Source organism: Streptomyces sp. NPDC058195, assembly GCF_042883525.1.
Taxonomy (GTDB): Bacteria; Actinomycetota; Actinomycetes; order Streptomycetales; family Streptomycetaceae; genus Streptomyces.
Genome location: NZ_JBHVVM010000010.1, coordinates 111,943 through 133,968 on the forward strand (window position 1 = coordinate 111,943; position 22,026 = coordinate 133,968).

21 protein-coding genes are annotated in these 22,026 nt (G+C 70.4%); 8 read left to right on the forward strand and 13 right to left on the reverse strand.

What is annotated here, in order from left to right; genetic code table 11:
* Window positions 1-81 precede the first annotated feature (81 nt).
* From ACFVWY_RS15260 to ACFVWY_RS15295, 8 genes are read right to left on the reverse strand one after another with little or no spacing between them, the layout of a single operon-like run.
* Window positions 82-435 (reverse strand): metal-sulfur cluster assembly factor, encoded by a 354-nt coding sequence (locus ACFVWY_RS15260; RefSeq protein ID WP_389871737.1) that lies wholly within the window; start codon window positions 433-435, stop codon window positions 82-84.
* Window positions 432-887, reverse strand: a complete 456-nt coding sequence (gene sufU, locus ACFVWY_RS15265) for a Fe-S cluster assembly sulfur transfer protein SufU (protein ID WP_072483050.1) — start codon at window positions 885-887, stop codon at window positions 432-434. Before sufU ends, ACFVWY_RS15260 begins: the two co-directional genes overlap by 4 nt.
* 25 nt (window positions 888-912) lie before the next feature.
* On the reverse strand, window positions 913-2,169 hold the full coding sequence (locus tag ACFVWY_RS15270; protein ID WP_389871740.1) for a cysteine desulfurase: 1,257 nt from the start codon (window positions 2,167-2,169) through the stop codon (window positions 913-915).
* Window positions 2,166-2,930 (reverse strand): Fe-S cluster assembly ATPase SufC, encoded by a 765-nt coding sequence (sufC, locus tag ACFVWY_RS15275; RefSeq protein ID WP_389871743.1) that lies wholly within the window; start codon window positions 2,928-2,930, stop codon window positions 2,166-2,168. Before sufC ends, ACFVWY_RS15270 begins: the two co-directional genes overlap by 4 nt.
* Before the next feature lie 7 nt (window positions 2,931-2,937).
* On the reverse strand, window positions 2,938-3,255 hold the full coding sequence (locus tag ACFVWY_RS15280) for a bifunctional 3-phenylpropionate/cinnamic acid dioxygenase ferredoxin subunit (protein WP_093539686.1): 318 nt from the start codon (window positions 3,253-3,255) through the stop codon (window positions 2,938-2,940).
* Entirely contained in the window at window positions 3,255-4,472 is a 1,218-nt protein-coding gene (gene sufD / locus ACFVWY_RS15285; RefSeq protein ID WP_389871745.1) for a Fe-S cluster assembly protein SufD, read from the reverse strand. The genes ACFVWY_RS15280 and sufD overlap by 1 nt, the downstream gene beginning before the upstream one ends.
* A gap of 57 nt (window positions 4,473-4,529) precedes the next feature.
* Complete coding sequence (sufB, locus tag ACFVWY_RS15290) at window positions 4,530-5,951, reverse strand: Fe-S cluster assembly protein SufB (RefSeq protein ID WP_389871747.1); 1,422 nt, start codon at window positions 5,949-5,951, stop codon at window positions 4,530-4,532.
* A complete protein-coding gene (locus ACFVWY_RS15295; protein WP_389871750.1) occupies window positions 5,948-6,688 on the reverse strand; it encodes a helix-turn-helix transcriptional regulator in 741 nt (246 codons plus the stop codon). Before ACFVWY_RS15295 ends, sufB begins: the two co-directional genes overlap by 4 nt.
* A 199-nt stretch (window positions 6,689-6,887) precedes the next feature.
* On the opposite strand from ACFVWY_RS15295, the gene ACFVWY_RS15300 reads away from it, so the two are divergent.
* The 3 genes from ACFVWY_RS15300 to ACFVWY_RS15310 all read left to right on the forward strand — a co-directional run bounded on the left by ACFVWY_RS15300 (window position 6,888) and on the right by ACFVWY_RS15310 (window position 9,728).
* Window positions 6,888-7,814, forward strand: coding sequence for an ABC transporter ATP-binding protein (locus ACFVWY_RS15300; protein WP_389871753.1), 927 nt, complete (start codon window positions 6,888-6,890; stop codon window positions 7,812-7,814).
* A complete protein-coding gene (locus ACFVWY_RS15305; RefSeq protein WP_389871755.1) occupies window positions 7,811-8,578 on the forward strand; it encodes an ABC transporter permease in 768 nt (255 codons plus the stop codon). The genes ACFVWY_RS15300 and ACFVWY_RS15305 overlap by 4 nt, the downstream gene beginning before the upstream one ends.
* A gap of 136 nt (window positions 8,579-8,714) precedes the next feature.
* Window positions 8,715-9,728 (forward strand): heme A synthase, encoded by a 1,014-nt coding sequence (locus ACFVWY_RS15310; RefSeq protein WP_389871757.1) that lies wholly within the window; start codon window positions 8,715-8,717, stop codon window positions 9,726-9,728.
* A 78-nt stretch (window positions 9,729-9,806) separates the two neighbouring features.
* Here ACFVWY_RS15310 and ACFVWY_RS15315 read toward each other — a convergent pair whose 3' ends face one another.
* Complete coding sequence (locus tag ACFVWY_RS15315; protein WP_389871760.1) at window positions 9,807-10,163, reverse strand: hypothetical protein; 357 nt, start codon at window positions 10,161-10,163, stop codon at window positions 9,807-9,809.
* A 96-nt stretch (window positions 10,164-10,259) separates the two neighbouring features.
* A complete protein-coding gene (locus ACFVWY_RS15320; RefSeq protein WP_389871763.1) occupies window positions 10,260-11,213 on the reverse strand; it encodes a heme o synthase in 954 nt (317 codons plus the stop codon).
* Window positions 11,214-11,532: 319 nt separating this feature from the next.
* Between ACFVWY_RS15320 and tkt the strand changes: the two genes are divergently transcribed.
* From tkt to pgl, 5 genes are read left to right on the forward strand one after another with little or no spacing between them, the layout of a single operon-like run.
* Window positions 11,533-13,620 carry a transketolase gene (tkt, locus tag ACFVWY_RS15325; protein WP_389871766.1) on the forward strand — a complete coding sequence of 696 codons (2,088 nt, stop codon included), beginning with the start codon at window positions 11,533-11,535 and terminating at the stop codon, window positions 13,618-13,620.
* Between the two features lie 34 nt (window positions 13,621-13,654).
* Window positions 13,655-14,773: a transaldolase gene (tal, locus tag ACFVWY_RS15330; RefSeq protein ID WP_389871769.1), complete on the forward strand. Its 1,119-nt coding sequence runs from the start codon at window positions 13,655-13,657 to the stop codon at window positions 14,771-14,773.
* A gap of 5 nt (window positions 14,774-14,778) precedes the next feature.
* Window positions 14,779-16,311: a glucose-6-phosphate dehydrogenase gene (gene zwf / locus ACFVWY_RS15335; RefSeq protein ID WP_389871772.1), complete on the forward strand. Its 1,533-nt coding sequence runs from the start codon at window positions 14,779-14,781 to the stop codon at window positions 16,309-16,311.
* Window positions 16,308-17,327, forward strand: a complete 1,020-nt coding sequence (gene opcA, locus ACFVWY_RS15340) for a glucose-6-phosphate dehydrogenase assembly protein OpcA (RefSeq protein ID WP_389871775.1) — start codon at window positions 16,308-16,310, stop codon at window positions 17,325-17,327. The genes zwf and opcA overlap by 4 nt, the downstream gene beginning before the upstream one ends.
* The gene (gene pgl / locus ACFVWY_RS15345) at window positions 17,324-18,106 is read left to right on the forward strand and encodes a 6-phosphogluconolactonase (protein WP_389871778.1); all 783 of its coding nucleotides are present in this window, start codon (window positions 17,324-17,326) and stop codon (window positions 18,104-18,106) included. Before opcA ends, pgl begins: the two co-directional genes overlap by 4 nt.
* Window positions 18,107-18,169: 63 nt before the next feature.
* Here the strand turns inward: pgl and ACFVWY_RS15350 are convergent, their stop codons facing one another.
* From ACFVWY_RS15350 to pgi, 3 genes are read right to left on the reverse strand one after another with little or no spacing between them, the layout of a single operon-like run.
* Window positions 18,170-19,720 carry a PH domain-containing protein gene (locus ACFVWY_RS15350; RefSeq protein WP_389871781.1) on the reverse strand — a complete coding sequence of 517 codons (1,551 nt, stop codon included), beginning with the start codon at window positions 19,718-19,720 and terminating at the stop codon, window positions 18,170-18,172.
* The gene (locus ACFVWY_RS15355; protein WP_389871783.1) at window positions 19,717-20,220 is read right to left on the reverse strand and encodes a PH domain-containing protein; all 504 of its coding nucleotides are present in this window, start codon (window positions 20,218-20,220) and stop codon (window positions 19,717-19,719) included. Before ACFVWY_RS15355 ends, ACFVWY_RS15350 begins: the two co-directional genes overlap by 4 nt.
* Window positions 20,221-20,224: 4 nt before the next feature.
* Window positions 20,225-21,877 carry a glucose-6-phosphate isomerase gene (gene pgi / locus ACFVWY_RS15360; protein WP_389871786.1) on the reverse strand — a complete coding sequence of 551 codons (1,653 nt, stop codon included), beginning with the start codon at window positions 21,875-21,877 and terminating at the stop codon, window positions 20,225-20,227.
* Between the last annotated feature and the right edge of the window lie 149 nt (window positions 21,878-22,026).

Consider the following 22,026-nt stretch of genomic DNA (forward strand, 5'->3'; position numbering starts at 1 on the left):
AGAACGGCCCCCGGCACGGAGCCGGAGGCCGTTTCGCCGCAGCGCGCGGCTCGCGCGTACGGGATCAGACCGCGTACGGGATCAGACGTTGAAGCCCAGGGCGCGCAGCTGCTCGCGGCCGTCGTCCGTGATCTTGTCCGGACCCCACGGCGGCATCCAGACCCAGTTGATCCGCAGTTCGTTGACGATGCCGTCGGTCGCGGACTTCGCCTGATCCTCGATGACGTCGGTCAGCGGGCAGGCCGCGGACGTCAGCGTCATGTCGAGGGTGGCGATGTTGGCGTCGTCGACGTGGATGCCGTAGATCAGGCCCAGGTTGACGACGTCGATGCCCAGCTCGGGGTCGACAACGTCGTACAGGGCCTCACGGACCTCCTCTTCGGAGGCCGGCTTGATCGTCGGGGTCTCGTCGGTCGTCACCGTGTTCTCGCTCATGCCGTCTTCCCTTCGGACAGCGCTTTGGCCGTCGCGTCCTTCCACGCCATCCAGCTCAGCAGCGCGCATTTCACCCGGGCCGGGTACTTGGAGACACCGGCGAACGCGACCGCGTCCTCCAGCACCTCTTCCATCGCGTCGTCCGGCTCCAGCTGGCCCTTCGACTGCATCAGCTCCAGGAAGGTCTCCTGGATCTTCTGCGCCTGGCCCAGCTCCTTGCCGACCAGCAGGTCGTTGAGCACGGAGGCGCTGGCCTGGCTGATGGAGCAGCCCTGACCCTCGTACGACACATCGGCGATGGTCTCGCCGTCGTACTTCACCCGGAGCGTGATCTCGTCGCCGCACGTCGGGTTGACGTGGTGCACCTCGGCGTCGCCGTCCCGCAGGCCGCGCCCGTGGGGGTGCTTGTAGTGGTCCAGGATCACTTCCTGGTACATGGAGTCAAGCTTCACCAGTCAACCCTCAGCCGCTCGTCCATTATCCGAAAAAGTTCCGTACGTGTTCCAGGCCGTCCACCAGGGCGTCGACCTCGGCAGGCGTGGAGTACAGATAGAACGACGCTCGCGTCGTCGCAGGAATTCCGTACCGCAGGCAGACCGGCCGTGCGCAGTGATGTCCGACCCGGACGGCGATGCCCTGCTCGTCAAGAACCTGGCCGACGTCGTGCGGGTGGATGTCACCGAGCGTGAACGAGATCGTGGCGCCCCGGTCCTCGGCCGTCGACGGGCCGATGATCCGCAGGTCGGGGACCTCCAGCAGCCGTTTCACCGCGTACTCGGTGAGCACGTGCTCGTGCCGGGCGATCTTGTCCATGCCGATCGCCGAGAGGTAGTCCACGGCCGCGCCGAGGCCGACGGCCTGGGCGATCGGGGGCGTGCCGGCCTCGAACTTGTGCGGCGCGGGGGCGTACGTCGACGAGTGCATCGACACGGTCTCGATCATCTCGCCGCCGCCGAGGAACGGCGGCAGGTCCTCCAGGAGCTCCTGCCGCCCCCAGAGCACGCCGATGCCGGTCGGACCGACCATCTTGTGACCGGTGAAGGCCACGAAGTCGGCCTGCAGGGCCTGCACGTCGAGCACCATGTGCGGGGCGGCCTGCGAGGCGTCGATGCAGACCAGGGCGCCGACCTGCTGGGCCCGGCGGACGATCTGCTCGACCGGGTTGATCGTGCCCATGATGTTGGAGACCAGCGTGAAGGAGACGATCTTCGTCTTCTCCGTGATGATCTCCTCGATGTTGGACAGGTCGAGGCGGCCGTCGTCGGTGATGCCGAACCACTTCAGCTTCGCGCCGGTGCGCTGCGAGAGCAGCTGCCAGGGCACGATGTTGGAGTGGTGCTCCATCTCCGTGGTGACGATCTCGGTCTCGTGGTCCACCCGGTAGGGCTCGTCGGCCCAGCCGAGCATGTTGGCCACGAGGTTGAGCGACTCGGAGGCGTTCTTGGTGAAGATCACCTCGTCGCGGCTGGGCGCGTTGATGAACGCGGCGACCTTGTCACGGGCGCCCTCGTACAGCGCCGTGGCCTCCTCCGCGATGGTGTACACGCCGCGGTGCACGTTGGCGTTGTGCCGCTCGTAGTACTCGTTGAGGGCGTCGAGCACCTGGCGCGGCTTCTGCGAGGTCGCCGCGCTGTCCAGGTAGACGACCTTCTTCCCGTCGTGGACCGTTCGATCCAGCAGGGGGAAGTCCTTGCGGATCGCCTCGGTGTCGAGGAGGCCCGGCAGCTGTGTCACGCGGACGCGCCACCCTTCACGTAAGCCTCGTAGCCCTCGTTCTCCAGCTTGTCGGCGAGTTCGGCACCGCCGGACTCGGCGATACGGCCGTTGGCGAAGACGTGCACGAAGTCGGGCTTGATGTAGCGGAGGATCCGCGTGTAGTGCGTGATCAGCAGCGTGCCGACCTCGCCGGACTCGCGGACCCGGTTGACGCCCTCGGAGACGATGCGCAGGGCGTCGACGTCCAGGCCGGAGTCGGTCTCGTCGAGGATCGCGATCTTCGGCTTGAGGAGCTCCAGCTGGAGGATCTCGTGGCGCTTCTTCTCACCGCCGGAGAAGCCCTCGTTGACGTTGCGCTCGGCGAACGCCGGGTCCATCTGGAGGCGGGCCATCGTCTCCTTGACCTCCTTCACCCAGGTGCGCAGCTTGGGCGCCTCGCCGCGGACGGCGGTGGCGGAGGTGCGGAGGAAGTTGGAGACCGAGACACCGGGGATCTCGACCGGGTACTGCATCGCGAGGAACACACCGGCGCGGGCGCGCTCGTCGACGCTCATCTCCAGGACGTCCTCGCCGTCCAGGGTCACCGAGCCGCTGGTGATCGTGTACTTGGGGTGACCTGCGAGGGAGTACGCGAGGGTGGACTTGCCGGACCCGTTGGGGCCCATGATGGCGTGGGTCTCGCCCTGCTTCACGGTCAGGTCGACGCCCTTGAGGATCTCCTTCGTGGCGTTGTCGGCCTCGACGGAGACGTGCAGGTCGCGGATTTCAAGCGTTGCCATGGGTGACTCAGGACTCCTGGGTGACGGAGACGAGCACATCGTCCCCTTCGATCTTGACGGGGTATACGGGGACGGGGCGCGTCGCGGGAAGGCCGGACGGCTTGCCGGTGCGCAGGTCGAAGCTGGAGCCGTGCAGCCAGCACTCGATCATGCAGTCCTCGACCTCTCCCTCGGACAGGGAGACGTTCGCGTGCGAGCAGATGTCGTTGATCGCGAACACCTCGCCCTCGGTACGGACGACGGACACCGGGACACCATCGAGCTCCACCCGCTTCGGGGTGTCGTCCTCCAGCTCACTCAGCGCGCAGGCTTTGACGAAGGCCATCAGACGGACGCCCTCAGCTCGGCCTCGATCTTGTCGAGCAGCCGCGCCTCGACGTCCGGCAGTCCGATCTGCTGGACGAGCTCGGCGAAGAAGCCGCGCACCACGAGGCGGCGGGCCTCCTCGGCCGGGATGCCGCGGGCCATCAGGTAGAAGAGCTGCTCGTCGTCGAAACGGCCGGTCGCGGAGGCGTGACCGGCGCCGACGATCTCACCGGTCTCGATCTCCAGGTTCGGCACGGAGTCGACCCGGGCGCCGTCGGTGAGGACGAGGTTGCGGTTCATCTCGTAGGTGTCGGTGCCCTCGGCCGCGGCCTGGATGAGGACGTCACCGATCCACACGGCGTGCGCGTCGTCGCCCTGGAGCGCGCCCTTGTAGGCGGCGTTGGACGAGCAGTGCGGGGTGTTGTGGTCGACCAGGAGGCGGTGCTCCTGGTGCTGGCCCTTGTCGGTGAAGTACAGGCCGAAGAGCTCGGCGCTGCCTCCGGTACCGGCGTAGGCGACCCGGGGGTGCAGCCGGACGAGGTCTCCGCCGAAGGTGACGACGATCGACTTGAACGAGGCGTCCCGGCCGACCAGCGCGTTGTGCTGGCCGACGTGGACCGCGTTCTCGTCCCAGTCCTGGACGGAGACCACGGTCAGCTTGGCACCGTCGCCGAGGACGTAGTCGACGTTGGCGGCGAGCACCGCGTCACCGGTGTGGTCGATGACCACGACGGCCTCGGCGAAGGCCCCGAGCTCGACGACCTGGTGGCCGAAGGCGGTGCCTCCCTCGCCGTGGACCGCGATCCGGATCGGCTCAGTGAGCACGGCCTCCTTGGGGACCGTGACGACGGACGCCTGCGCGAAGGAGGAGTACGCCTGGGCGGCGACCCGGTCGACCGGCGTACCGGCCCTGCCGAGCCGGGCGTCGTCGCGGCCGACGGTCTCGACCGTGACGCCCTCGGGGGCCTCGATCGCCACCTTCACGGCGCCGTCGGTGGCGGTGGCCGTGCCGTCGTGCAGTCCGCGCAGCCGCGCCAGGGGCGTGAACCGCCACTCCTCCTCGCGGCCGTGCGGGACCGGGAAGTCCGCGACGTCGAAGGACGGGGGCGCGCTCATGCGCGTGGCGACGGTCGACTCGGCGGCCACCGCGATGGAACCGGCGGTAGTGGAACCCGTCGAAGGGGATCCCCCCGCTCGAACGGAGCCGAGAGTGGGGGAGTTCTGAGCCTCAGCCATGGCTGTCGTAGTGCTCGCTTTCTCTGTCAAAAGGCGGGGGTTCGTGGTCGGGGCCTGTCAGCCGACCGAACCCTCCATCTGCAGCTCGATCAGCCGGTTGAGTTCGAGGGCGTACTCCATCGGCAGCTCCTTGGCGATCGGCTCGACGAAGCCGCGCACGATCATCGCCATCGCCTCGAACTCGGTCAGACCGCGGCTCATCAGGTAGAAGAGCTGGTCCTCGGAGACCTTGGAGACGGTGGCCTCGTGCCCCATGGACACGTCGTCCTCACGGACGTCGACGTACGGGTAGGTGTCGGAGCGCGAGATGGTGTCGACCAGCAGCGCGTCGCAGAGCACGTTCGACTTGGCGCCCGGGGCGCCCTCGCCGATCTCGATCAGACCGCGGTAGGACGTACGGCCACCGCCCCGCGCCACCGACTTGGAGACGATGTTGGAGGAGGTGTTCGGCGCCATGTGGACCATCTTGGCGCCGGCGTCCTGGTGCTGGCCCTCACCCGCGAAGGCGATCGACAGGGTCTCGCCCTTGGCGTGCTCGCCCATCAGGTAGACGGCCGGGTACTTCATGGTGACCTTGGAGCCGATGTTGCCGTCGACCCACTCCATGGTCGCGCCCTCGTAGGCCACGGCACGCTTGGTGACCAGGTTGTAGACGTTGTTCGACCAGTTCTGGATCGTCGTGTAGCGGCAGCGGCCGCCCTTCTTCACGATGATCTCGACGACCGCGGAGTGCAGCGAGTCGGAGGAGTAGATCGGGGCGGTGCAGCCCTCGACGTAGTGGACGTAGGCGTCCTCGTCGACGATGATCAGCGTCCGCTCGAACTGGCCCATGTTCTCCGTGTTGATACGGAAGTAGGCCTGCAGCGGGATGTCGACGTGGACGCCCTTGGGCACGTAGATGAACGAGCCGCCGGACCACACGGCCGAGTTCAGCGAGGCGAACTTGTTGTCACCGACCGGGATGACGGTGCCGAAGTACTCCTTGAAGAGCTCCGGGTGCTCCTTCAGCGCGGTGTCGGTGTCGAGGAAGATGACGCCCTGCTCCTCCAGGTCCTCACGGATCTGGTGGTAGACGACCTCCGACTCGTACTGCGCGGCGACACCGGCGACCAGGCGCTGCTTCTCCGCCTCCGGGATGCCCAGCTTGTCGTAGGTGTTCTTGATGTCCTCGGGCAGGTCCTCCCAGGACTCCGCCTGCTTCTCCGTGGAACGCACGAAGTACTTGATGTTGTCGAAGTCGATGCCCGAGAGGTCGGAGCCCCAGTTCGGCATGGGCTTCTTGTCGAACAGCTTGAGACCCTTGAGGCGCAGCTTCAGCATCCACTCGGGCTCGTTCTTCTTCGCCGAGATGTCGCGGACGACCTCCTCGGAGAGCCCGCGCTTGGCGGCGGCGCCTGCGGCGTCGGAGTCGGCCCAGCCGAATTCGTACGTACCCAGACCCTCGAGTTCGGGGTGGGCAGTCTCCGTGGGGAGCGTCATGCGGGGTTCCTCCCGGCCTTGCGTGCAGATGCTGAATGGGTTGTCTTCGGTGCGGGGTGGCCGCTGCGCGGGATGTACGTCGTACACACACCGTCGCCGTGGGCGATGGTGGCCAGACGCTGCACATGGGTTCCGAGGAGACTGGAGAAGAACTCCGTCTCCGCCTCGCACAACTGCGGGTACTGCTCGGCGACATGCGCGACCGGGCAGTGGTGCTGGCACAGCTGCTCGCCCTGTTGCGGACCAGGCGCGTCACGCGCCGTAGCAGCGTACCCGTCGGCGGACAGGGCCTTGGCCAACGCCTCGGTGCGGGCCTCGGGGCCCGCGGCCTCGAGCGCCGCGCGGTACGCCTCGGCCTGGGCGGCGATCCTCGCGCGGGCGAAAGCGCTGACCGCCTCCTCGCCGGAGGTCTCGGCGATCCAGCGCAGGGCGTCCGCCGCGAGCGTGTCGTAGGACTGGTCGAAGGCGTCCCGGCCGCAGTCGGTGAGGGCGAACACCTTGGCCGGGCGGCCACGGGTCCGCGCCCCGTAGACCCGCTGTTCACGGGCCTCGACGACACGGTCGGACGCCAGGGCGTCGAGATGGCGGCGCACCGCGGCCTGGGTGAGACCGAGGCGCTCGGCCAGCTCGGCGACGGTGGACGGGCCGTGGTCCAGGATGGAGCGCGCGACCCGGTTGCGCGTGGGGCGCTCACCGGTCGCGGGTTCCTCCCGCGGAGCCTCGCCGACGTATTTCACAACGCCATTGTTGCGTAAATCATCCGGCCCTGACAACCACGGTCCGGAACGATCTCTGGTGCCATTCATCACTTAGGGTTACCTAATCAGGCCCCGGACCGCGGTCCGCTTCCGCCTGTCCGCGGGGCCGCCGGGCCCTCTCGCGCGGGGCCCGGCTCGCCCTCGGGGGCCCGGGGGACAGCGCTTAGACTTACCGGCCATGAAGAGCGAGTCCGTCGTGGAGCTCCGCGGCCTGGTGAAGCGCTACGGCTCCAAGACCGCGGTGGACGGCCTCGACCTGTGCGTACGCACCGGCGCCGTCACCGCCGTCCTCGGCCCCAACGGCGCGGGCAAGACCACCACCATCGAAACCTGCGAGGGCTACCGCCGCCCCGACGCCGGGACGGTACGCGTCCTCGGCCTCGACCCGGTCGCCGACGCCGCGCGGCTGCGCCCCCGGATCGGCGTGATGCTCCAGTCGGGCGGCGTCTACTCCGGGGCGCGCGCCGACGAGATGCTCCGCCACATGGCGAAGCTGCACGCGCACCCGCTCGACGTCGACGCCCTGATCGAGCGCCTCGGCCTCGGCAGCTGCGGACGCACCACCTACCGGCGACTCTCCGGCGGCCAGCAACAACGGCTCGCCCTGGCGATGGCCGTCGTCGGCCGCCCCGAGCTGGTCTTCCTCGACGAGCCGACCGCCGGGCTCGACCCGCAGGCCCGCCGCTCCACCTGGGAGCTGGTGCGCGAACTGCGCTCCGACGGGGTGTCCACCGTGCTCACCACGCACTTCATGGACGAGGCCGAGGAGCTGGCCGACGACGTCGCGGTCATCGACGCGGGCAAGGTCATCGCCCAGGGCAGCCCCGAGGCTCTCTGCCGCGGCGGCGCCGAGAACACCCTGCGCTTCACCGGCCGCCCCGGCCTCGACCTCGGCTCGCTCCAGAAGGCGCTGCCCGACGGCACCAAGACCGCCGAGCTCACCCCCGGCACGTACCGCATCAGCGGCGACGTCGGCCCGGAGCTGCTGGCCACCGTCACCTCCTGGTGCGCCCAGCACGGAGTGATGCCCTCCGGCATCTCCGTGGAACGGCACACCCTGGAGGACGTCTTCCTGGAACTGACCGGCAAGGAGCTGCGCGCATGAGCGCCGGTACGTACACCCCGCGGCCGGGCGCCGCTCCGCTCGGCCGCATGATCACCGCGCAGGCCGCGCTGGAGACCCGGATGCTGCTGCGCAACGGCGAGCAGCTGCTGCTGACGGTGGTCATCCCGACGCTGCTGCTGGTGCTGTTCAGCGCGGTCGACATCGTGGACACCGGCGCGGGCGAGGCGGTCGATTTCCTGGCTCCCGGCATCCTCGCCCTGGCCGTGATGTCCACGGCCTTCACCGGCCAGGCCATCGCCACCGGGTTCGAACGGCGGTACGGGGTGCTGAAGCGGCTCGGCGCCTCTCCGCTGCCCCGCTGGGCGCTGATGGCCGCGAAGACCCTCGCCGTACTGGTCACCGAGGTGCTCCAGGTGGCGCTGCTCACCGTGATCGCGTTCACGCTGGGCTGGTCGCCGCAGGGCAGTCCCCTCGCCGTCCTCCTGCTGCTGGTGCTCGGTACGGCGGCCTTCTCCGGGCTCGGCCTGCTGATGGCCGGGACGCTGCGGGCGGAGGCCACGCTCGCCGCGGCCAACCTGGTCTTCCTCCTGCTGCTGGTGGGCGGCGGGGTGATCGTGCCGCTGGACAAGTTCCCGGACGCGGTGCAGTCGGCACTCGGGCTGCTGCCGATCGCGGCCCTCTCGGACGGCCTGCGCGAGGTCCTCCAGCACGGGGCGTCGATGCCCTGGGGCGACCTCGGCGTGCTGGCGGTGTGGGCGGTGCTGGGACTGGGCGCGGCGGCACGGTTCTTCCGCTGGGAGTGAGGCCGCGCGGAGGAGGAACGCCCACGGCGGGAACGCCCGGAGTGAGACCGCCCTGAGTGAGAACGCGACCGCGTTGCGTCGCCGGTTCGTGGCAACTCGTCCCCCTCGTGAAAGCTTGCACAAGCCTCCGCCTACGATGGTGCGCGTGCCCAAGCTGACCCGAGCCGAAGTCGCTCAAGCCGTGCGGAATCCGCTCCAGTACATCGCCGAACGGTGGACGCCGTCCCCCCGTACGGTCCGCCGGGCGGCCATGTCGGCCGTCGTCATGGCCGTGCTCATCGTCGTGACCGGCGGCGCGGTGCGGCTGACCGGTTCCGGTCTCGGCTGCCCCACCTGGCCCAAGTGCACCGACGAGAGCCTCACGGCCACGAGCGAGATGGGCTTCCACGGCGTCATCGAGTTCGGCAACCGGATGCTGACCTACGTGCTGTGCGCGGCCGTCGGGTGGGCGATCATCGCCGCCCGCTCGGCCAAGCCCTGGCGCCACTCCCTGACCCGGCTGGGCTGGCTGCAGTTCTGGGTGGTCATGGGCAACGCGGTGCTCGGCGGCATCGTGGTGCTGGTCGGGCTGAACCCGTACACCGTCGCCGCGCACTTCCTTCTCTCCACGGCGCTGCTCACCATCGCGATGGTGACCTGGCACCGGGTCCGCGAGGGCGACGAGGCGCCCCGGCCGCTGGTCGGCAAGGCGGTGTCGCAGCTGGCCTGGCTGCTGGCGGTCGTCGCGGGGCTGCTGGTCGCGGTCGGTACGGTCGTGACGGGCGCGGGACGCCACGCGGGTGACTCCAGCGATGTGCACCGCATTCCGATCGACTGGAAGATGATCGCGCAGCTCCACGCCGACCTGGCCTGGGCCGTGGTGGCGCTGACCGTGGCGCTCTGGTTCGTGCTGAAGGCCGTCGACGCGCCCGTCGGGCCGCGGCACCGGGCCCGCGACCTCTTCCTCGTACTGATGGCGCAGGGCGTGATCGGGTACGTGCAGTACTTCACCGACACGCCGGAGATCCTGGTCGGTCTGCACATGCTGGGCTCGTGCCTGGTGTGGATCGCGATCGTGCGGGTGCTCCTGTCGCTGCGCGAGCGGCCCGGGGCCACCGCGGCGGTGCCCGGCCCCGCGGCCGGGCGGCCCGAGCCCGCGACGGCCGGCTGACCCGTACGCCCCTGCGACGCAGATCGCCGGACGGTTCCTTCCCGGGAACCGTCCGGCGATCTGCGTTCCGGGGGTGTGTCAGGCCGGGTTGGCGGGGCCGCCTACCTGGATGCCGGCCATCCGCGTCCACTCGTACGGGCCAGTGCGGACCTTCGCCGCGAAGTCGCCGTCGAAGGACTCGTGCATCGTGATCCCGGCCTTCTGCGTGGCGCTCTCGGCGATCGCGTACGACGGGGCCACCAGATCGCCCCAGCCGCCGTCCTCGCCCACGAGCACGATGCGGGTGCCCGTCTGCCCGATGTAGGCGAGCTGTCCCTCCGCTCCGCCGTGCGCCTTGGCGAAGGCGCCGATCTCCTTGGCGAGCTTCGCCGCCCTGCGCTCCGCGCGGGCCGCCTGCTTGCCGCTCTCCACCTGGGTCTCAGCCGTTTCAGCCATGTCCAGGATGCTACCGACGGGTAGCCGAACGCGCGATGGGCGGGGTACGTGGGCTGGGCCACGTACCCCGCCCATCGGCGGGAACTCAGGAGCGGGCTACCTCAGGAAGGGGTCGACCGCCACGGCGACGAAGAGCAGCGACACGTAGGTGATGGACCAGTGGAACAGCCGCATCTCCTTGAGCTTGGCCCCGCTCACCCCGGCCTTGGCGCGGTTCTGCAGGCCGTGCGCCTCCCAGAGCCAGAAGCCGCCGGTCGCCACCGCCACCGCGGTGTAGAACCACCCGGTGTAGCCCAGCGGAGTGAGCAGCAGCGAGACGGCCACCATCACCCAGCTGTAGACGACGATCTGGCGGGCCACCACCTTGTTGGAGGCGATCACCGGCAGCATCGGCACGCCGACCCGGGCGTAGTCCTCCTTCACCTTCATGGACAGCGGCCAGTAGTGCGGCGGCGTCCAGAAGAAGATGACGGCGAAGAGGATCACCGCGGCCCAGGACATCGAGTTGGTCACGGCGGACCAGCCGATGAGGACCGGCATACAGCCCGCGATGCCGCCCCAGACGATGTTCTGCGCGGTCCGGCGCTTCAGCAGCATCGTGTACACCACGACGTAGAAGAGCAGCGCACCGAGCGACAGCCAGGCCGACAGCCAGTTGACCAGCACGCCGAACCAGACGGTCGAGATCACCGCGAGGGAGATGCCGAAGGCCAGGCACTCCCGCGGGCTGACCATGCCGGTGACCAGCGGTCGCTGCGCGGTGCGGTCCATCAGCGCGTCGATGTCGCGGTCGATGTACATGTTCAGCGCGTTGGCGCCACCGGCCGAGAGGTATCCGCCGACGGTGGTGGCGAGTACGAGCCAGAGGTCGGGCACGCCCTGGGCCGCAAGGAACATCACCGGCACGGTGGTGATCAGCAGCAGCTCGATGATCCGCGGCTTGGTCAGCGCCACGAAAGCCTTGACACGGGCCCCGAACGGGCGATGGCCCCCTGGGCTGGGAGTCAAGGCGACCCCTGCGGGTCGGGACTCGACGGCCGTCACGCACACCCCTGACAGAGAAATCCAGCAAGCTCCGGGCGTGAGAGCCCAGTAAAGACTTGCGCGAACCAGACCACTGTAGACGTTGGGGACACGCCGTTCTTCGCGGGGGTGGGTCGTGTTGGGGCGGGGCCCCGGCACGGGTGGCGGTACCTGCCGTGGCGGCTCGGAAGTGCTGCCCCCCCGCTCATCCGGGAGGCGAACTCCACGGGCCGCCCGCACCCTGGAAAGCAGCGCAAAATGCGTGTTCCGGCGGCGGTAGGCTCGACAACGCCCGGTGCGGTCTCAGTCACCGGTTTACGACAGTGGAGAGGAGCCCTGACTCAGGGTGAGCACCAAGCCGATCACCACAGATCTCCAGTGGACCGAATTGGACCAGCGGGCCGTGGACACCGTGCGTGTCCTCGCCGCGGACGCCGTACAGAAGGTCGGGAACGGTCACCCCGGTACGGCCATGAGCCTCGCTCCCGCCGCGTACACCCTCTTCCAGAAGGTGATGCGGCACGACCCCGCCGACGCCGACTGGGCCGGACGCGACCGGTTCGTGCTCTCGGCAGGCCACAGCAGCCTGACCCTGTACATCCAGCTCTACCTCGCCGGATACGGCCTGGAGCTGGATGACCTCAAGGCCTTCCGCACCTGGGGTTCGAAGACCCCGGGCCACCCCGAGTACGGCCACACCACCGGCGTCGAGACGACCACCGGTCCGCTGGGCCAGGGTGTCGCCAACGCGGTGGGCATGGCGATGGCCTCCCGCTACGAGCGCGGCCTGTTCGACCCGGACGCCGCGCCCGGCACCTCCCCCTTCGACCACATGATCTGGGTCGTCGCAGGTGACGGCTGCCTCCAGGAGGGCATCTCCGCGGAGGCGTCCTCGCTCGCCGGCCACCAGAAGCTCGGCAACCTGGTGCTGCTCTGGGACGACAACCACATCTCCATCGAGGGCGACACGGAGACCGCGGTCTCCGAGGACACCCTGAAGCGGTACGAGGCGTACGGCTGGCACGTCCAGCGCGTCGAGCAGCTGCCCAGCGGCGACCTGGACCCCGCGGGTCTGTACGCGGCGCTCCAGGCGGCCAAGGCCGAGACCGGGCGCCCGTCGTTCATCGCGGCCCGCTCGATCATCGCCTGGCCCGCGCCGAGCGCCCAGAACACCGAGGCCTCGCACGGCTCGGCGCTGGGCGACGAGGAGGTCGCCGCCACCAAGCGGGTCCTCGGCTTCGACCCGGAGAAGACCTTCGAGGTCGCCGACGAGGTCATCGCCCACACCCGTGAGGCGCTGGACCGCGGCCGTGAGGCGCGGGCCGAGTGGGAGAAGGGCTTCGCCGCCTGGCGCACCGCCAACCCCCAGCGGGCCGCCGACTTCGACCGGATCTCCGCCGCTGAGCTGCCCGCGGGCTGGGAGGACGAGCTGCCGGTCTTCGAGCCGGGCAAGGGCGTCGCCACCCGCGCCGCCTCCGGCAAGGTGCTCCAGGCGCTCGGCGGGATCATCCCCGAGCTGTGGGGCGGCTCCGCCGACCTCGCGGGCTCGAACAACACCACGATCGACAAGACGTCGTCGTTCCTCCCGGCGGACAACCCGCTGCCGGGCGCGGACCCGTACGGCCGCACGATCCACTTCGGCATCCGCGAGCACGCCATGGCCGCGGCCATGAACGGCATCGCGCTGCACGGCAACACCCGTATCTACGGCGGCACCTTCCTGGTGTTCTCCGACTACATGCGCAACGCCGTACGCCTGTCCGCGCTGATGCACCTGCCGGTGACCTACGTGTGGACGCACGACTCGGTCGGCCTCGGCGAGGACGGCCCGACCCACCAGCCGGTCGAGCACCTGGCCTCGCTGCGCGCCATCCCGGGCCTGAACATCGTCCGCCCGGCCGACGCCAACGAGACCTCCATCGCCTGGCGGGAGATCCTGCGCCGCTACACCAAGGTGTTCGGCAAGGGTGCCCCGCACGGTCTGGCGCTGACCCGCCAGGGCGTGCCGACGTACCCGGCGAACGAGGACGCGGCCAGGGGCGGCTACGTGCTCTTCGAGGCCGAGGGCGGCGCACCGCAGGTGCTGCTGATCGGAACCGGCTCCGAGGTGCAGCTCGCCGTAGAGGCGCGCGAGGAGCTGCAGGCGGCGGGCATCCCGACCCGGGTGGTCTCGATGCCGTCGGTCGAGTGGTTCGAGGAACAGGACCAGGCGTACAAGGACAGCGTGCTGCCGCCGTCCGTGAAGGCGCGCGTGGCGGTGGAGGCGGGCATCGGTCTGACCTGGTACCGCTATGTCGGTGACGCGGGCCGGATCGTCTCGCTGGAGCACTTCGGCGCCTCGGCCGACGCCAAGGTCCTCTTCCGCGAGTTCGGCTTCACGGGCGAGCACGTCGCCGCCGCGGCGCGGGAATCTCTCGCGGCAGCCGCGCGCTGACGCCGTTATACGACTAGTAGGAGATGCAATTCTCATGACAGACGCACTCAAGCGCCTCTCCGACGAGGGCGTGGCGATCTGGCTCGATGACCTGTCGCGCAAGCGGATCACCTCCGGCAACCTCGCCGAGCTGATCGACCAGCAGCACGTCGTGGGCGTCACCACCAACCCGTCGATCTTCCAGAAGGCGATTTCCTCGGGCGACGGCTACGAGCAGCAGCTCACCGACCTCGCCACCCGCAAGGTCACCGTCGACGAGGCGATCCGCATGATCACCACGTCGGACGTGCGGGACGCGGCCGACATCCTGCGCCCCGTCTTCGACGCCACGGACGGCCAGGACGGCCGGGTCTCCATCGAGGTCGACCCGCGGCTGGCCCACCACACCGCCGCCACCGTCGCCGAGGCCAAGCAGCTGGCCTGGCTGGTGGACCGGCCCAACACCCTCATCAAGATCCCGGCGACCAAGGCCGGTCTCCCGGCGATCACCGAGGTCATCGGCAAGGGCATCAGCGTCAACGTCACGCTGATCTTCTCGCTGGAGCGCTACCGCGAGGTCATGGACGCCTACCTGGCGGGCCTGGAGAAGGCGAAGGCCGCGGGCCTGGACCTGTCCAGGATCCACTCGGTGGCCTCCTTCTTCGTGTCGCGGGTGGACACCGAGACCGACAAGCGGCTCGACGCCCTCGGCACCGACGAGGCCAAGGCCCTCAAGGGCAAGGCGGCGCTCGCCAACGCCCGGCTCGCCTACCAGGCGTACGAGGAGGTCTTCTCCTCGGACCGCTGGGCCGCCCTCGACAAGGCGCACGCCAACAAGCAGCGCCCGCTGTGGGCCTCGACCGGCGTCAAGGACCCCGCGTACAAGGACACCCTGTACGTGGTCGACCTGGTCGCCCCCGGCACGGTCAACACCATGCCCGAGGCCACCCTGGACGCCACGGCCGACCACGGCCAGGTCACCGGCGACACCATCACCGGCAGCTACGAGCAGTCCCGCGCCGAGCTCGACGCGGTGGCGAGGCTCGGCATCTCGTACGACGACATCGTCCAGCTCCTGGAGGACGAGGGCGTCGAGAAGTTCGAAGCGGCCTGGATCGACCTGCTCAACTCGACCGAGGCGGAGCTCAAGCGCCTCGCCCCCTCGGAGGGCTGACCCCCTTGTCTGGTGTTCCCGGAGCCAATCCGCTTCGTGACCCCCAGGACCGACGGCTCCCGCGCATCGCGGGGCCGTCGGGCCTGGTGATCTTCGGCGTCACGGGCGACCTGTCCCGCAAGAAACTGATGCCGGCCGTGTACGACCTGGCCAACCGCGGTCTGCTGCCGCCGGGCTTCTCACTGGTGGGTTTCGCCCGCCGTGAATGGCAGGACGAGGACTTCGCACAGGAGGTCCACGACGCCGTCAAGCAGCACGCCCGTACGCCGTTTCGCGAGGAGGTCTGGCAGCAGCTCATCCAGGGGATGCGCTTCGTCCAGGGCAACTTCGACGACGACGAGGCCTTCGAGCAGCTGAAGAGCACGATCCAGGAGCTGGACAAGGCGCAGGGCACGGGAGGCAACTTCGCCTTCTACCTGTCCGTGCCGCCGAAGTTCTTCCCCAAGGTCGTCCAGCAGCTCAAGAAGCACGGGCTCGCCGACCAGAAGGAGGGCTCCTGGCGGCGTGCCGTCATCGAGAAGCCCTTCGGGCACGACCTGAAGAGCGCGCAGGAGCTCAACCGGATCGTGCACGACGTGTTCCCGCCCAACGAGGTCTTCCGGATCGACCACTACCTGGGCAAGGAGACGGTCCAGAACATCCTGGCGCTGCGCTTCGCCAACACGATGTTCGAGCCGATCTGGAACAGGTCGTACGTCGACCACGTCCAGATCACGATGGCCGAGGACATCGGCATCGGAGGCCGGGCCGGTTACTACGACGGCATCGGCGCCGCTCGTGACGTCATCCAGAACCACCTGCTCCAGCTGCTGGCGCTGACCGCGATGGAGGAGCCCGGCTCCTTCCACCCGAAGGCCCTGGTCGCCGAGAAGCTGAAGGTGCTCACGGCGGTCGAGCTGCCGGAGGACCTGGGCAAGCACACGGTGCGCGCCCAGTACGCGCACGCCTGGCAGGGCGGCGAGGAAGTCCTCGGGTACCTGGAGGAGGACGGCATCGACCCCAGGTCGAAGACCGACACCTACGCCGCGATCAAGCTGACGATCAACAACCGCCGCTGGGCGGACGTGCCGTTCTACCTCCGTACCGGAAAGCGGCTCGGCCGCCGGGTCACGGAGATCGCGGTCGTCTTCAAGCGGGCCCCGTACCTGCCCTTCGAGTCCGGTGCCACCGAGGAGCTGGGCGGCAACGCCCTGGTCATCCGGGTGCAGCCGGACGAGGGCGTGACCGTGCGGTTCGGCTCCAAGGTGCCGGGCACCTCGATGGAGGTGCGGGACGTCACGATGGACTTCGCGTACGGCGAGTCCTTCACGGAGTCCAGCCCGGAGGCCTACGAGCGGCTCATCCTCGACGTGCTGCTCGGCGACGCCAACCTCTTCCCCCGGCACCAGGAGGTCGAACTCTCCTGGAACATCCTCGACCCGATCGAGGAGTACTGGGACAAGCACGGCAAGCCCGCCCAGTACGCGGCGGGCACCTGGGGTCCGGCCGAGGCCGACGAGATGCTCGCACGAGACGGACGGAGCTGGCGTCGCCCATGAAGATCGATCTCACGGAGACCACCTCCAGCAAGATCAACCAGGCACTGGTCGCGGCCCGCCGCGCCATCGGCACCCCGGCCATCGGCATGGTGCTCACCCTGGTCATCGTCACCGACGAGGAGAACGCGTACGACGCGCTCAAGTCGGCCGGTGACGCCTCGCGCGAGCACCCCTCGCGGATCATCGCGGTCATCAAGCGGGTCAGCCGCTCGGCGCGCAGCCGCCGGGACGCCCGGCTCGACGCCGAGGTGCGGGTCGGTTCCGACGCGGGCACCGGCGAGACGGTCGTCCTGCGGCTCCACGGCGAGCTGGTCAACCACGCCCAGTCCGTGGTGCTGCCCCTGCTGCTGCCGGACGCCCCGGTCGTGGTCTGGTGGCCGCAGGACGCGCCCTCCGACCCCGCGAAGGACCCGCTGGGCGCGCTCGCCCAGCGCCGCATCACGGACGCGTACGCGGCGGAGCACCCCGGCAGCGAGCTGGCGGTCCGCGCCGACTCGTACAACCCGGGCGACACCGACCTGGCCTGGACCCGCATCACGCCGTGGCGCTCGATGCTGGCGGCCGCGCTCGACCAGCAGCACGTCGAGGTCGTCTCGGCGACGGTCGAGGGCGAGTCGGAGAACCCGAGCTGCGAGCTGCTCGCCATGTGGCTCGCGGACCGTCTCCAGGTGCCCGTCGAGCGCACCGTCTCCGCCGGTCCCGGTCTGACGGCCGTACGGATGGAGACCAAGAACGGCGTCATCGTCCTGGACCGCCCGGACGGTTCGCTGGCCACGCTCTCGATGCAGGGCCAGCCGGACCGTGCGGTGGCGCTCAAGCGGCGCGACACCGCGGAGCTGCTCGCCGAGGAGCTGCGCCGTCTCGACCCGGACAACACCTACGAGGCGTCGGTGAAGTTCGGCGTGGCCAAGCTCGGCGGACGTCCGGAGCCCAAGCCGGCCGAGGCCGGGGCCGAGGCGGCTCCCGCCCCGGCCACCGCGAAGAAGTCCGCGGCTAAGAAGGCGGCGTCGAAGTGAGCGTCCCGCAGCTCGTCGTGCACCGCGACAAGGAGCTGATGGCCCAGGCCGCCGCGGCCCGGCTGATCACCCGGATCGTGGACGCCCAGGCCGCCCGGGGCCATGCCTCGGTGGTCCTCACCGGCGGGCGCAACGGCAACGGCCTGCTGGCCGCGCTCGCCGCCGCGCCCGCCCGGGACGCGATCGACTGGCCGCGGCTGGACCTGTGGTGGGGTGACGAGCGCTTCCTGCCGGAGGGCGATCCGGAGCGCAATGTCACGCAGGCCCGCGAGGCCCTGCTGGACACGGTGCCGCTGGACCCGTCCCGGGTGCACGCGATGCCCGCCTCGAACGGCCCCTGGGGCAACGACGCCGACGCCGCGGCGGCCGCGTACGCCGAGGAGCTGGCCGCCGCGGCCGGTCCCGAGGATCACGGCCCGGTGCCGGTCTTCGACGTGCTGATGCTGGGCGTCGGCCCGGACACCCATGTCGCCTCGCTCTTCCCCGAGCTGCCCGCGGTACGGGAGACCGAGCGCACCGTCGTCGGTGTGCACGGCGCCCCCAAGCCGCCGCCCACCCGCATCTCGCTCACGCTGCCCGCGATCCGGGCGGCCCGCGAGGTGTGGCTGCTCGCGGCGGGCGAGGACAAGGCGGAGGCCGCGGAGATCGCGCTCTCGGGTGCCGGGGAGATCCAGGCCCCGGCGGCCGGTGCGTACGGGCGCAGCCGCACCCTGTGGCTGATGGACGCGGCGGCGGCCTCCCGGCTGCCGCGTGCGCTCTACCCGCCCGCTTCGCCCTGACCGTCCGTCCGTTTGCCCGGACGCAGGCCCGGTTCGTTCCTCGGAACGGCCGGGCCTGCGGCGTTACGGGGCGGGCGGGACGCGCTCCAGGAAGGGCTCCAGCAGACCGGGCACGGCCCGTGCGGCGAAGTCGAGCCCCTCGTCGGCGTCCGTGTCGTACGCCGTGTACGCCCCCGAACCGGCGGCCGTGGTCGCGGTGACGCTCAGTACCCCGGCCCGCCGCTGGAAGTACGACCGGCGGACCGTCCAGCCGATGATCCCGGACCGCTCCAGCGCGGCGGTCGAGCGGCGGACCGTGCCCGAGCGCACCACCAGGTAGTCACCGCTGAGGGTGTGCCCCAGGCCCCGGTACGCGTCCCGGGCCAGCAGCATCCCGGCGGGCAGCCCGACGGCGGCGCAGCCGAGCGCGGCCCACAGCAGCACCGGCGTCAGCACCACGCCCATCGGCGCCAGGACGGCGGCCGGGAGGGCGACCGCCCACAGCGCCCGGCGCCGTCTGCGGCCGAGCGCCGCCCGGGGGTGCGCGGTCAGCGGGGCGCCGGTCGGGGACACCGCCTCGCGCAGCACGTCGGCGGCCACCGCGTCCGCGACCGGGCGGGGCGCCGCGGGCAGCAGGGTGTTGTGGTCAGCGTGCCGCTCCTCCTCGTCCTGGGCGAGCCCGGTGGTGATCGCCTCGATCCGGGCTCCGCCGAACGCCCGCACGCCGAGCGGTTCCACCACGTCGACACCGCGCAGCCGCCGCTCCTCGATGGAGACGGACCGGGAGGTCAGCAGTCCGCGCCGGATGAGCAGGGTGCCGCCGGGCTCGCGCTCCAGCCGGTAGTTCCACCACATCTCGGCCCACAGGCCGAGCGCACCGACCACCCCGGCGGCCGTCGCGGCCAGCACGAGGGAGAGGATCATGACGGTGAGCGAGGTGTCCCGGAAGCGGTCGCCGACCCAGGCGATCACCTCGCCCTGCGCCCCGAACCAGTCGCTGACCTGCATCACGGAACCGGCCGCCGCGACGCCGAGCGCGGGGGCCACGAACGAGACGGGTGCGTAGCGGATCCAGCGCGGGTCGAGGGCGGCGAGCTGCCCCTCGCGGTGGGGGCCGGGGGCGCCGGCGACCGCGCGGTCCAGCAGGGTACGGCGGAGCCGTTCGCCCTCCGGGCGGGTGACCTGGTCGAGCTCCAGAGTGGAGTCGTGGCCGGAGTGCTCGCCGGTGCCGATGCGGACGGTGACCAGCCCGAGCACCCGTTGCAGCGGATGGGCGGTGAGGTCGACGCTGCGGATGCGCTCACGGGCCAGGGAGCGCTTCTTGACCAGGAACAGCCCGGTGTGCAGCTCGACGCGTTCGGTGCCGACGCGGTAGCGGGTACGCCGCCAGCGTATGCAGGTGCCTGCCGCGGCGGAGCCGATCAGCAGGACGGCTCCGGCGACGGCCCAGGCGACGGCGGCGCCGGTGCCGAGGCGTCCGGACAGTCCGAGGGTGGCCGGCACGGCGGCCCCGGCCGCCATCCCGGCCGTCACCAGCGCGCTGGCGAGGACGGTACGCCGGTCCAGCCGCCGCCAGTCCGTGGTGGCGGGCGGTTCGGCCCGTGGTGCGGGGGTGGCGGCCGCGCCGGGGATCATGTGGCGTCCCCGGGGGTGTCCTGGGTGATCCGGGTCAGCTGTTCGGCCAGCTCGGCGGCCGTGGTGTGGTCGAGGCCCCCGATGCGGACCGCGCCCCTGGCCGAGGCGGTGGTGACGGTGACGGTGGCAAGCCGGTAGAGCTGTTCGAGCGGTCCGCGCACGGTGTCCACGGTCTGGATGCGGGACATCGGGGCGATCCGCCACTCCTGCCACAGGACACCGGTCCTGACGTACACCGCCTCCTCGGTGACCTCCCAGCGGTGGACGCGGTACCACCAGACGGGGAGGAGGACGGCGCAGCCGGTGCCGACCGCCGCGAGGACCGCGGCGGGCAGCAGCAGCCAGAACCGGGCGGGCTCGATGAGCAGTCCCAGTACGCCCAGCACCACCACCGGGGCCGCGGTCAGCAGCAGCCACCGGGTCCGCCACCACCGCACAGCCCTCGGGTCCAGCGTGTTGGCCGGCGGCCGCAGCCGCACCGTCCCCTCCCCCGTGGTCATCGGCTCAACGGCCCCGGCGGGCCCGGTAGGCGCGGACCAGCGCGGTGGTCGAGCTGTCCAGCCGCTCGCCCTCCGCCTCGCCGGTGAGCACCGGCTCGATCTTCTTGGCGAGGACCTTGCCGAGTTCGACGCCCCACTGGTCGAAGGAGTCGATGTTCCAGACGGCGCCCTGGACGAAGACCTTGTGCTCGTACAGCGCGATCAGCTGGCCGAGGACGGACGGGGTCAGCCGGTCGGCGAGGACCGTCGTCGTCGGGTGGTTGCCCCGGAAGGTCTTGTGCGGCACCAGCTCCTCGGCGACGCCCTCGGCGCGCACCTCCTGCGGTGTCCTGCCGAAGGCCAGCGCCTGGGTCTGGGCGAAGAAGTTGGCCATCAGCAGATCGTGCTGGGCGACCAGGCCGGGCAGCAGGTCGGCGACCGGTTCGGCGAAGCCGATGAAGTCGGCCGGGATGACCTTGGTGCCCTGGTGGATCAGCTGGTAGTAGGCGTGCTGGCCGTTGGTGCCGGGGGTGCCCCAGACGACCGGGCCGGTCTGCCAGTCGACCGGACGGCCGTCCCGGTCCACGGACTTGCCGTTGGACTCCATGTCGAGCTGCTGCAAGTACGCGGTGAACTTGGACAGATAGTGGCTGTACGGCAGCACGGCATGCGACTGGGCGTCGAAGAACGCCCCGTACCAGACGCCCAACAGGCCCATCAGCAGCGGGACGTTCTCCTCGGGCGGGGCGGTGCGGAAGTGCTCGTCGACGAGGTGGAAGCCGTCGAGCATCTCGCGGAAGCGGTCCGGGCCGATGGCGATCATCAGGGAGAGCCCGATCGCCGAGTCGTAGGAGTAGCGGCCGCCGACCCAGTCCCAGAACTCGAACATGTGGGAGGTGTCGATGCCGAACTCCGCGACCTTGTCCGCGTTCGTGGACAGCGCCACGAAGTGCTTGGCGACCGCGTCCTGTCCGGCGCGCAGACCGGTCAGCAGCCAGTTGCGGGCGGAGGTGGCGTTGGTGATCGTCTCGATCGTGGTGAAGGTCTTCGAGGCGACGACGAAGAGCGTCTCGGCCGGGTCGAGGTCGCGCAGCGCCTCGTGGAGGTCGGCGCCGTCGACGTTCGACACGAAGCGGACGGTCAGCTCGCGGTCCGTGAAGGAGCGCAGCGCCTCGTACGCCATGGCGGGGCCGAGGTCGGAGCCGCCGATGCCGATGTTGACGACGTTGCGGATGGGCCTGCCCGTGTGGCCGGTCCACGCCCCGGACCTGACCTGGCCGGAGAACGCCGCCATCCGGTCGAGCACGGCGTGCACGCCCGGCACCACGTTCTCGCCGTCGACCTCGATCACGGCGTCACGCGGGGCACGCAGCGCGGTGTGCAGGACGGCGCGGTCCTCGGTGGTGTTGATCTTCTCGCCGCGGAACATGGCGTCCCGCAGCCCGTTCACGTCGGTGGCGGCGGCGAGCGCGCGCAGCAGCCGCAGCGTCTCGTCGGTGACCAGGTGCTTGGAGTAGTCGACGTACAGGTCGCCGACCCGGAGGGCGTATCCGGTGCCGCGCTCCGGAGCGTCCGCGAAGAGCTCCCGCAGGTGGGTGTTCCCGAACTGCTCGCGGTGCTTGCCCAGTGCGGTCCACTCGGGCGTCTGGTCGAGCCTGGTTCGGCTTGGTGTGTTCATCCCGGATCTCAGCCCAATTCTTCTCGTGCCTGCAGATGCCCCGCCGCACCCCCAACCTAATTGATCAGAGGCGCTGACGAGGCGAGGGCGGCGCCCGGCACGGCAGAAGCAGCCCGGCCGGGCACCCTGGGGGTGCCCGGCCGGTGAAC

What these genes read in the sequence shown, in the direction of transcription:
- opcA (WP_389871775.1), top strand. Translation starts at nt 16,308, where the DNA reads ATGAAGATCGATCTCACGGAGACCACCTCCAGCAAGATCAACCAGGCA.
- tal (WP_389871769.1), top strand. Translation starts at nt 13,655, where the DNA reads ATGACAGACGCACTCAAGCGCCTCTCCGACGAGGGCGTGGCGATCTGG.
- ACFVWY_RS15355 (WP_389871783.1), bottom strand. Translation starts at nt 20,220, where the DNA reads ATGACCACGGGGGAGGGGACGGTGCGGCTGCGGCCGCCGGCCAACACG.
- ACFVWY_RS15280 (WP_093539686.1), bottom strand. Translation starts at nt 3,255, where the DNA reads ATGGCCTTCGTCAAAGCCTGCGCGCTGAGTGAGCTGGAGGACGACACC.
- pgi (WP_389871786.1), bottom strand. Translation starts at nt 21,877, where the DNA reads ATGAACACACCAAGCCGAACCAGGCTCGACCAGACGCCCGAGTGGACC.
- ACFVWY_RS15350 (WP_389871781.1), bottom strand. Translation starts at nt 19,720, where the DNA reads ATGATCCCCGGCGCGGCCGCCACCCCCGCACCACGGGCCGAACCGCCC.
- sufB (WP_389871747.1), bottom strand. Translation starts at nt 5,951, where the DNA reads ATGACGCTCCCCACGGAGACTGCCCACCCCGAACTCGAGGGTCTGGGT.
- ACFVWY_RS15305 (WP_389871755.1), top strand. Translation starts at nt 7,811, where the DNA reads ATGAGCGCCGGTACGTACACCCCGCGGCCGGGCGCCGCTCCGCTCGGC.
- ACFVWY_RS15315 (WP_389871760.1), bottom strand. Translation starts at nt 10,163, where the DNA reads ATGGCTGAAACGGCTGAGACCCAGGTGGAGAGCGGCAAGCAGGCGGCC.
- sufC (WP_389871743.1), bottom strand. Translation starts at nt 2,930, where the DNA reads ATGGCAACGCTTGAAATCCGCGACCTGCACGTCTCCGTCGAGGCCGAC.
- sufD (WP_389871745.1), bottom strand. Translation starts at nt 4,472, where the DNA reads ATGGCTGAGGCTCAGAACTCCCCCACTCTCGGCTCCGTTCGAGCGGGG.
- ACFVWY_RS15300 (WP_389871753.1), top strand. Translation starts at nt 6,888, where the DNA reads ATGAAGAGCGAGTCCGTCGTGGAGCTCCGCGGCCTGGTGAAGCGCTAC.
- ACFVWY_RS15260 (WP_389871737.1), bottom strand. Translation starts at nt 435, where the DNA reads ATGAGCGAGAACACGGTGACGACCGACGAGACCCCGACGATCAAGCCG.
- ACFVWY_RS15310 (WP_389871757.1), top strand. Translation starts at nt 8,715, where the DNA reads ATGGTGCGCGTGCCCAAGCTGACCCGAGCCGAAGTCGCTCAAGCCGTG.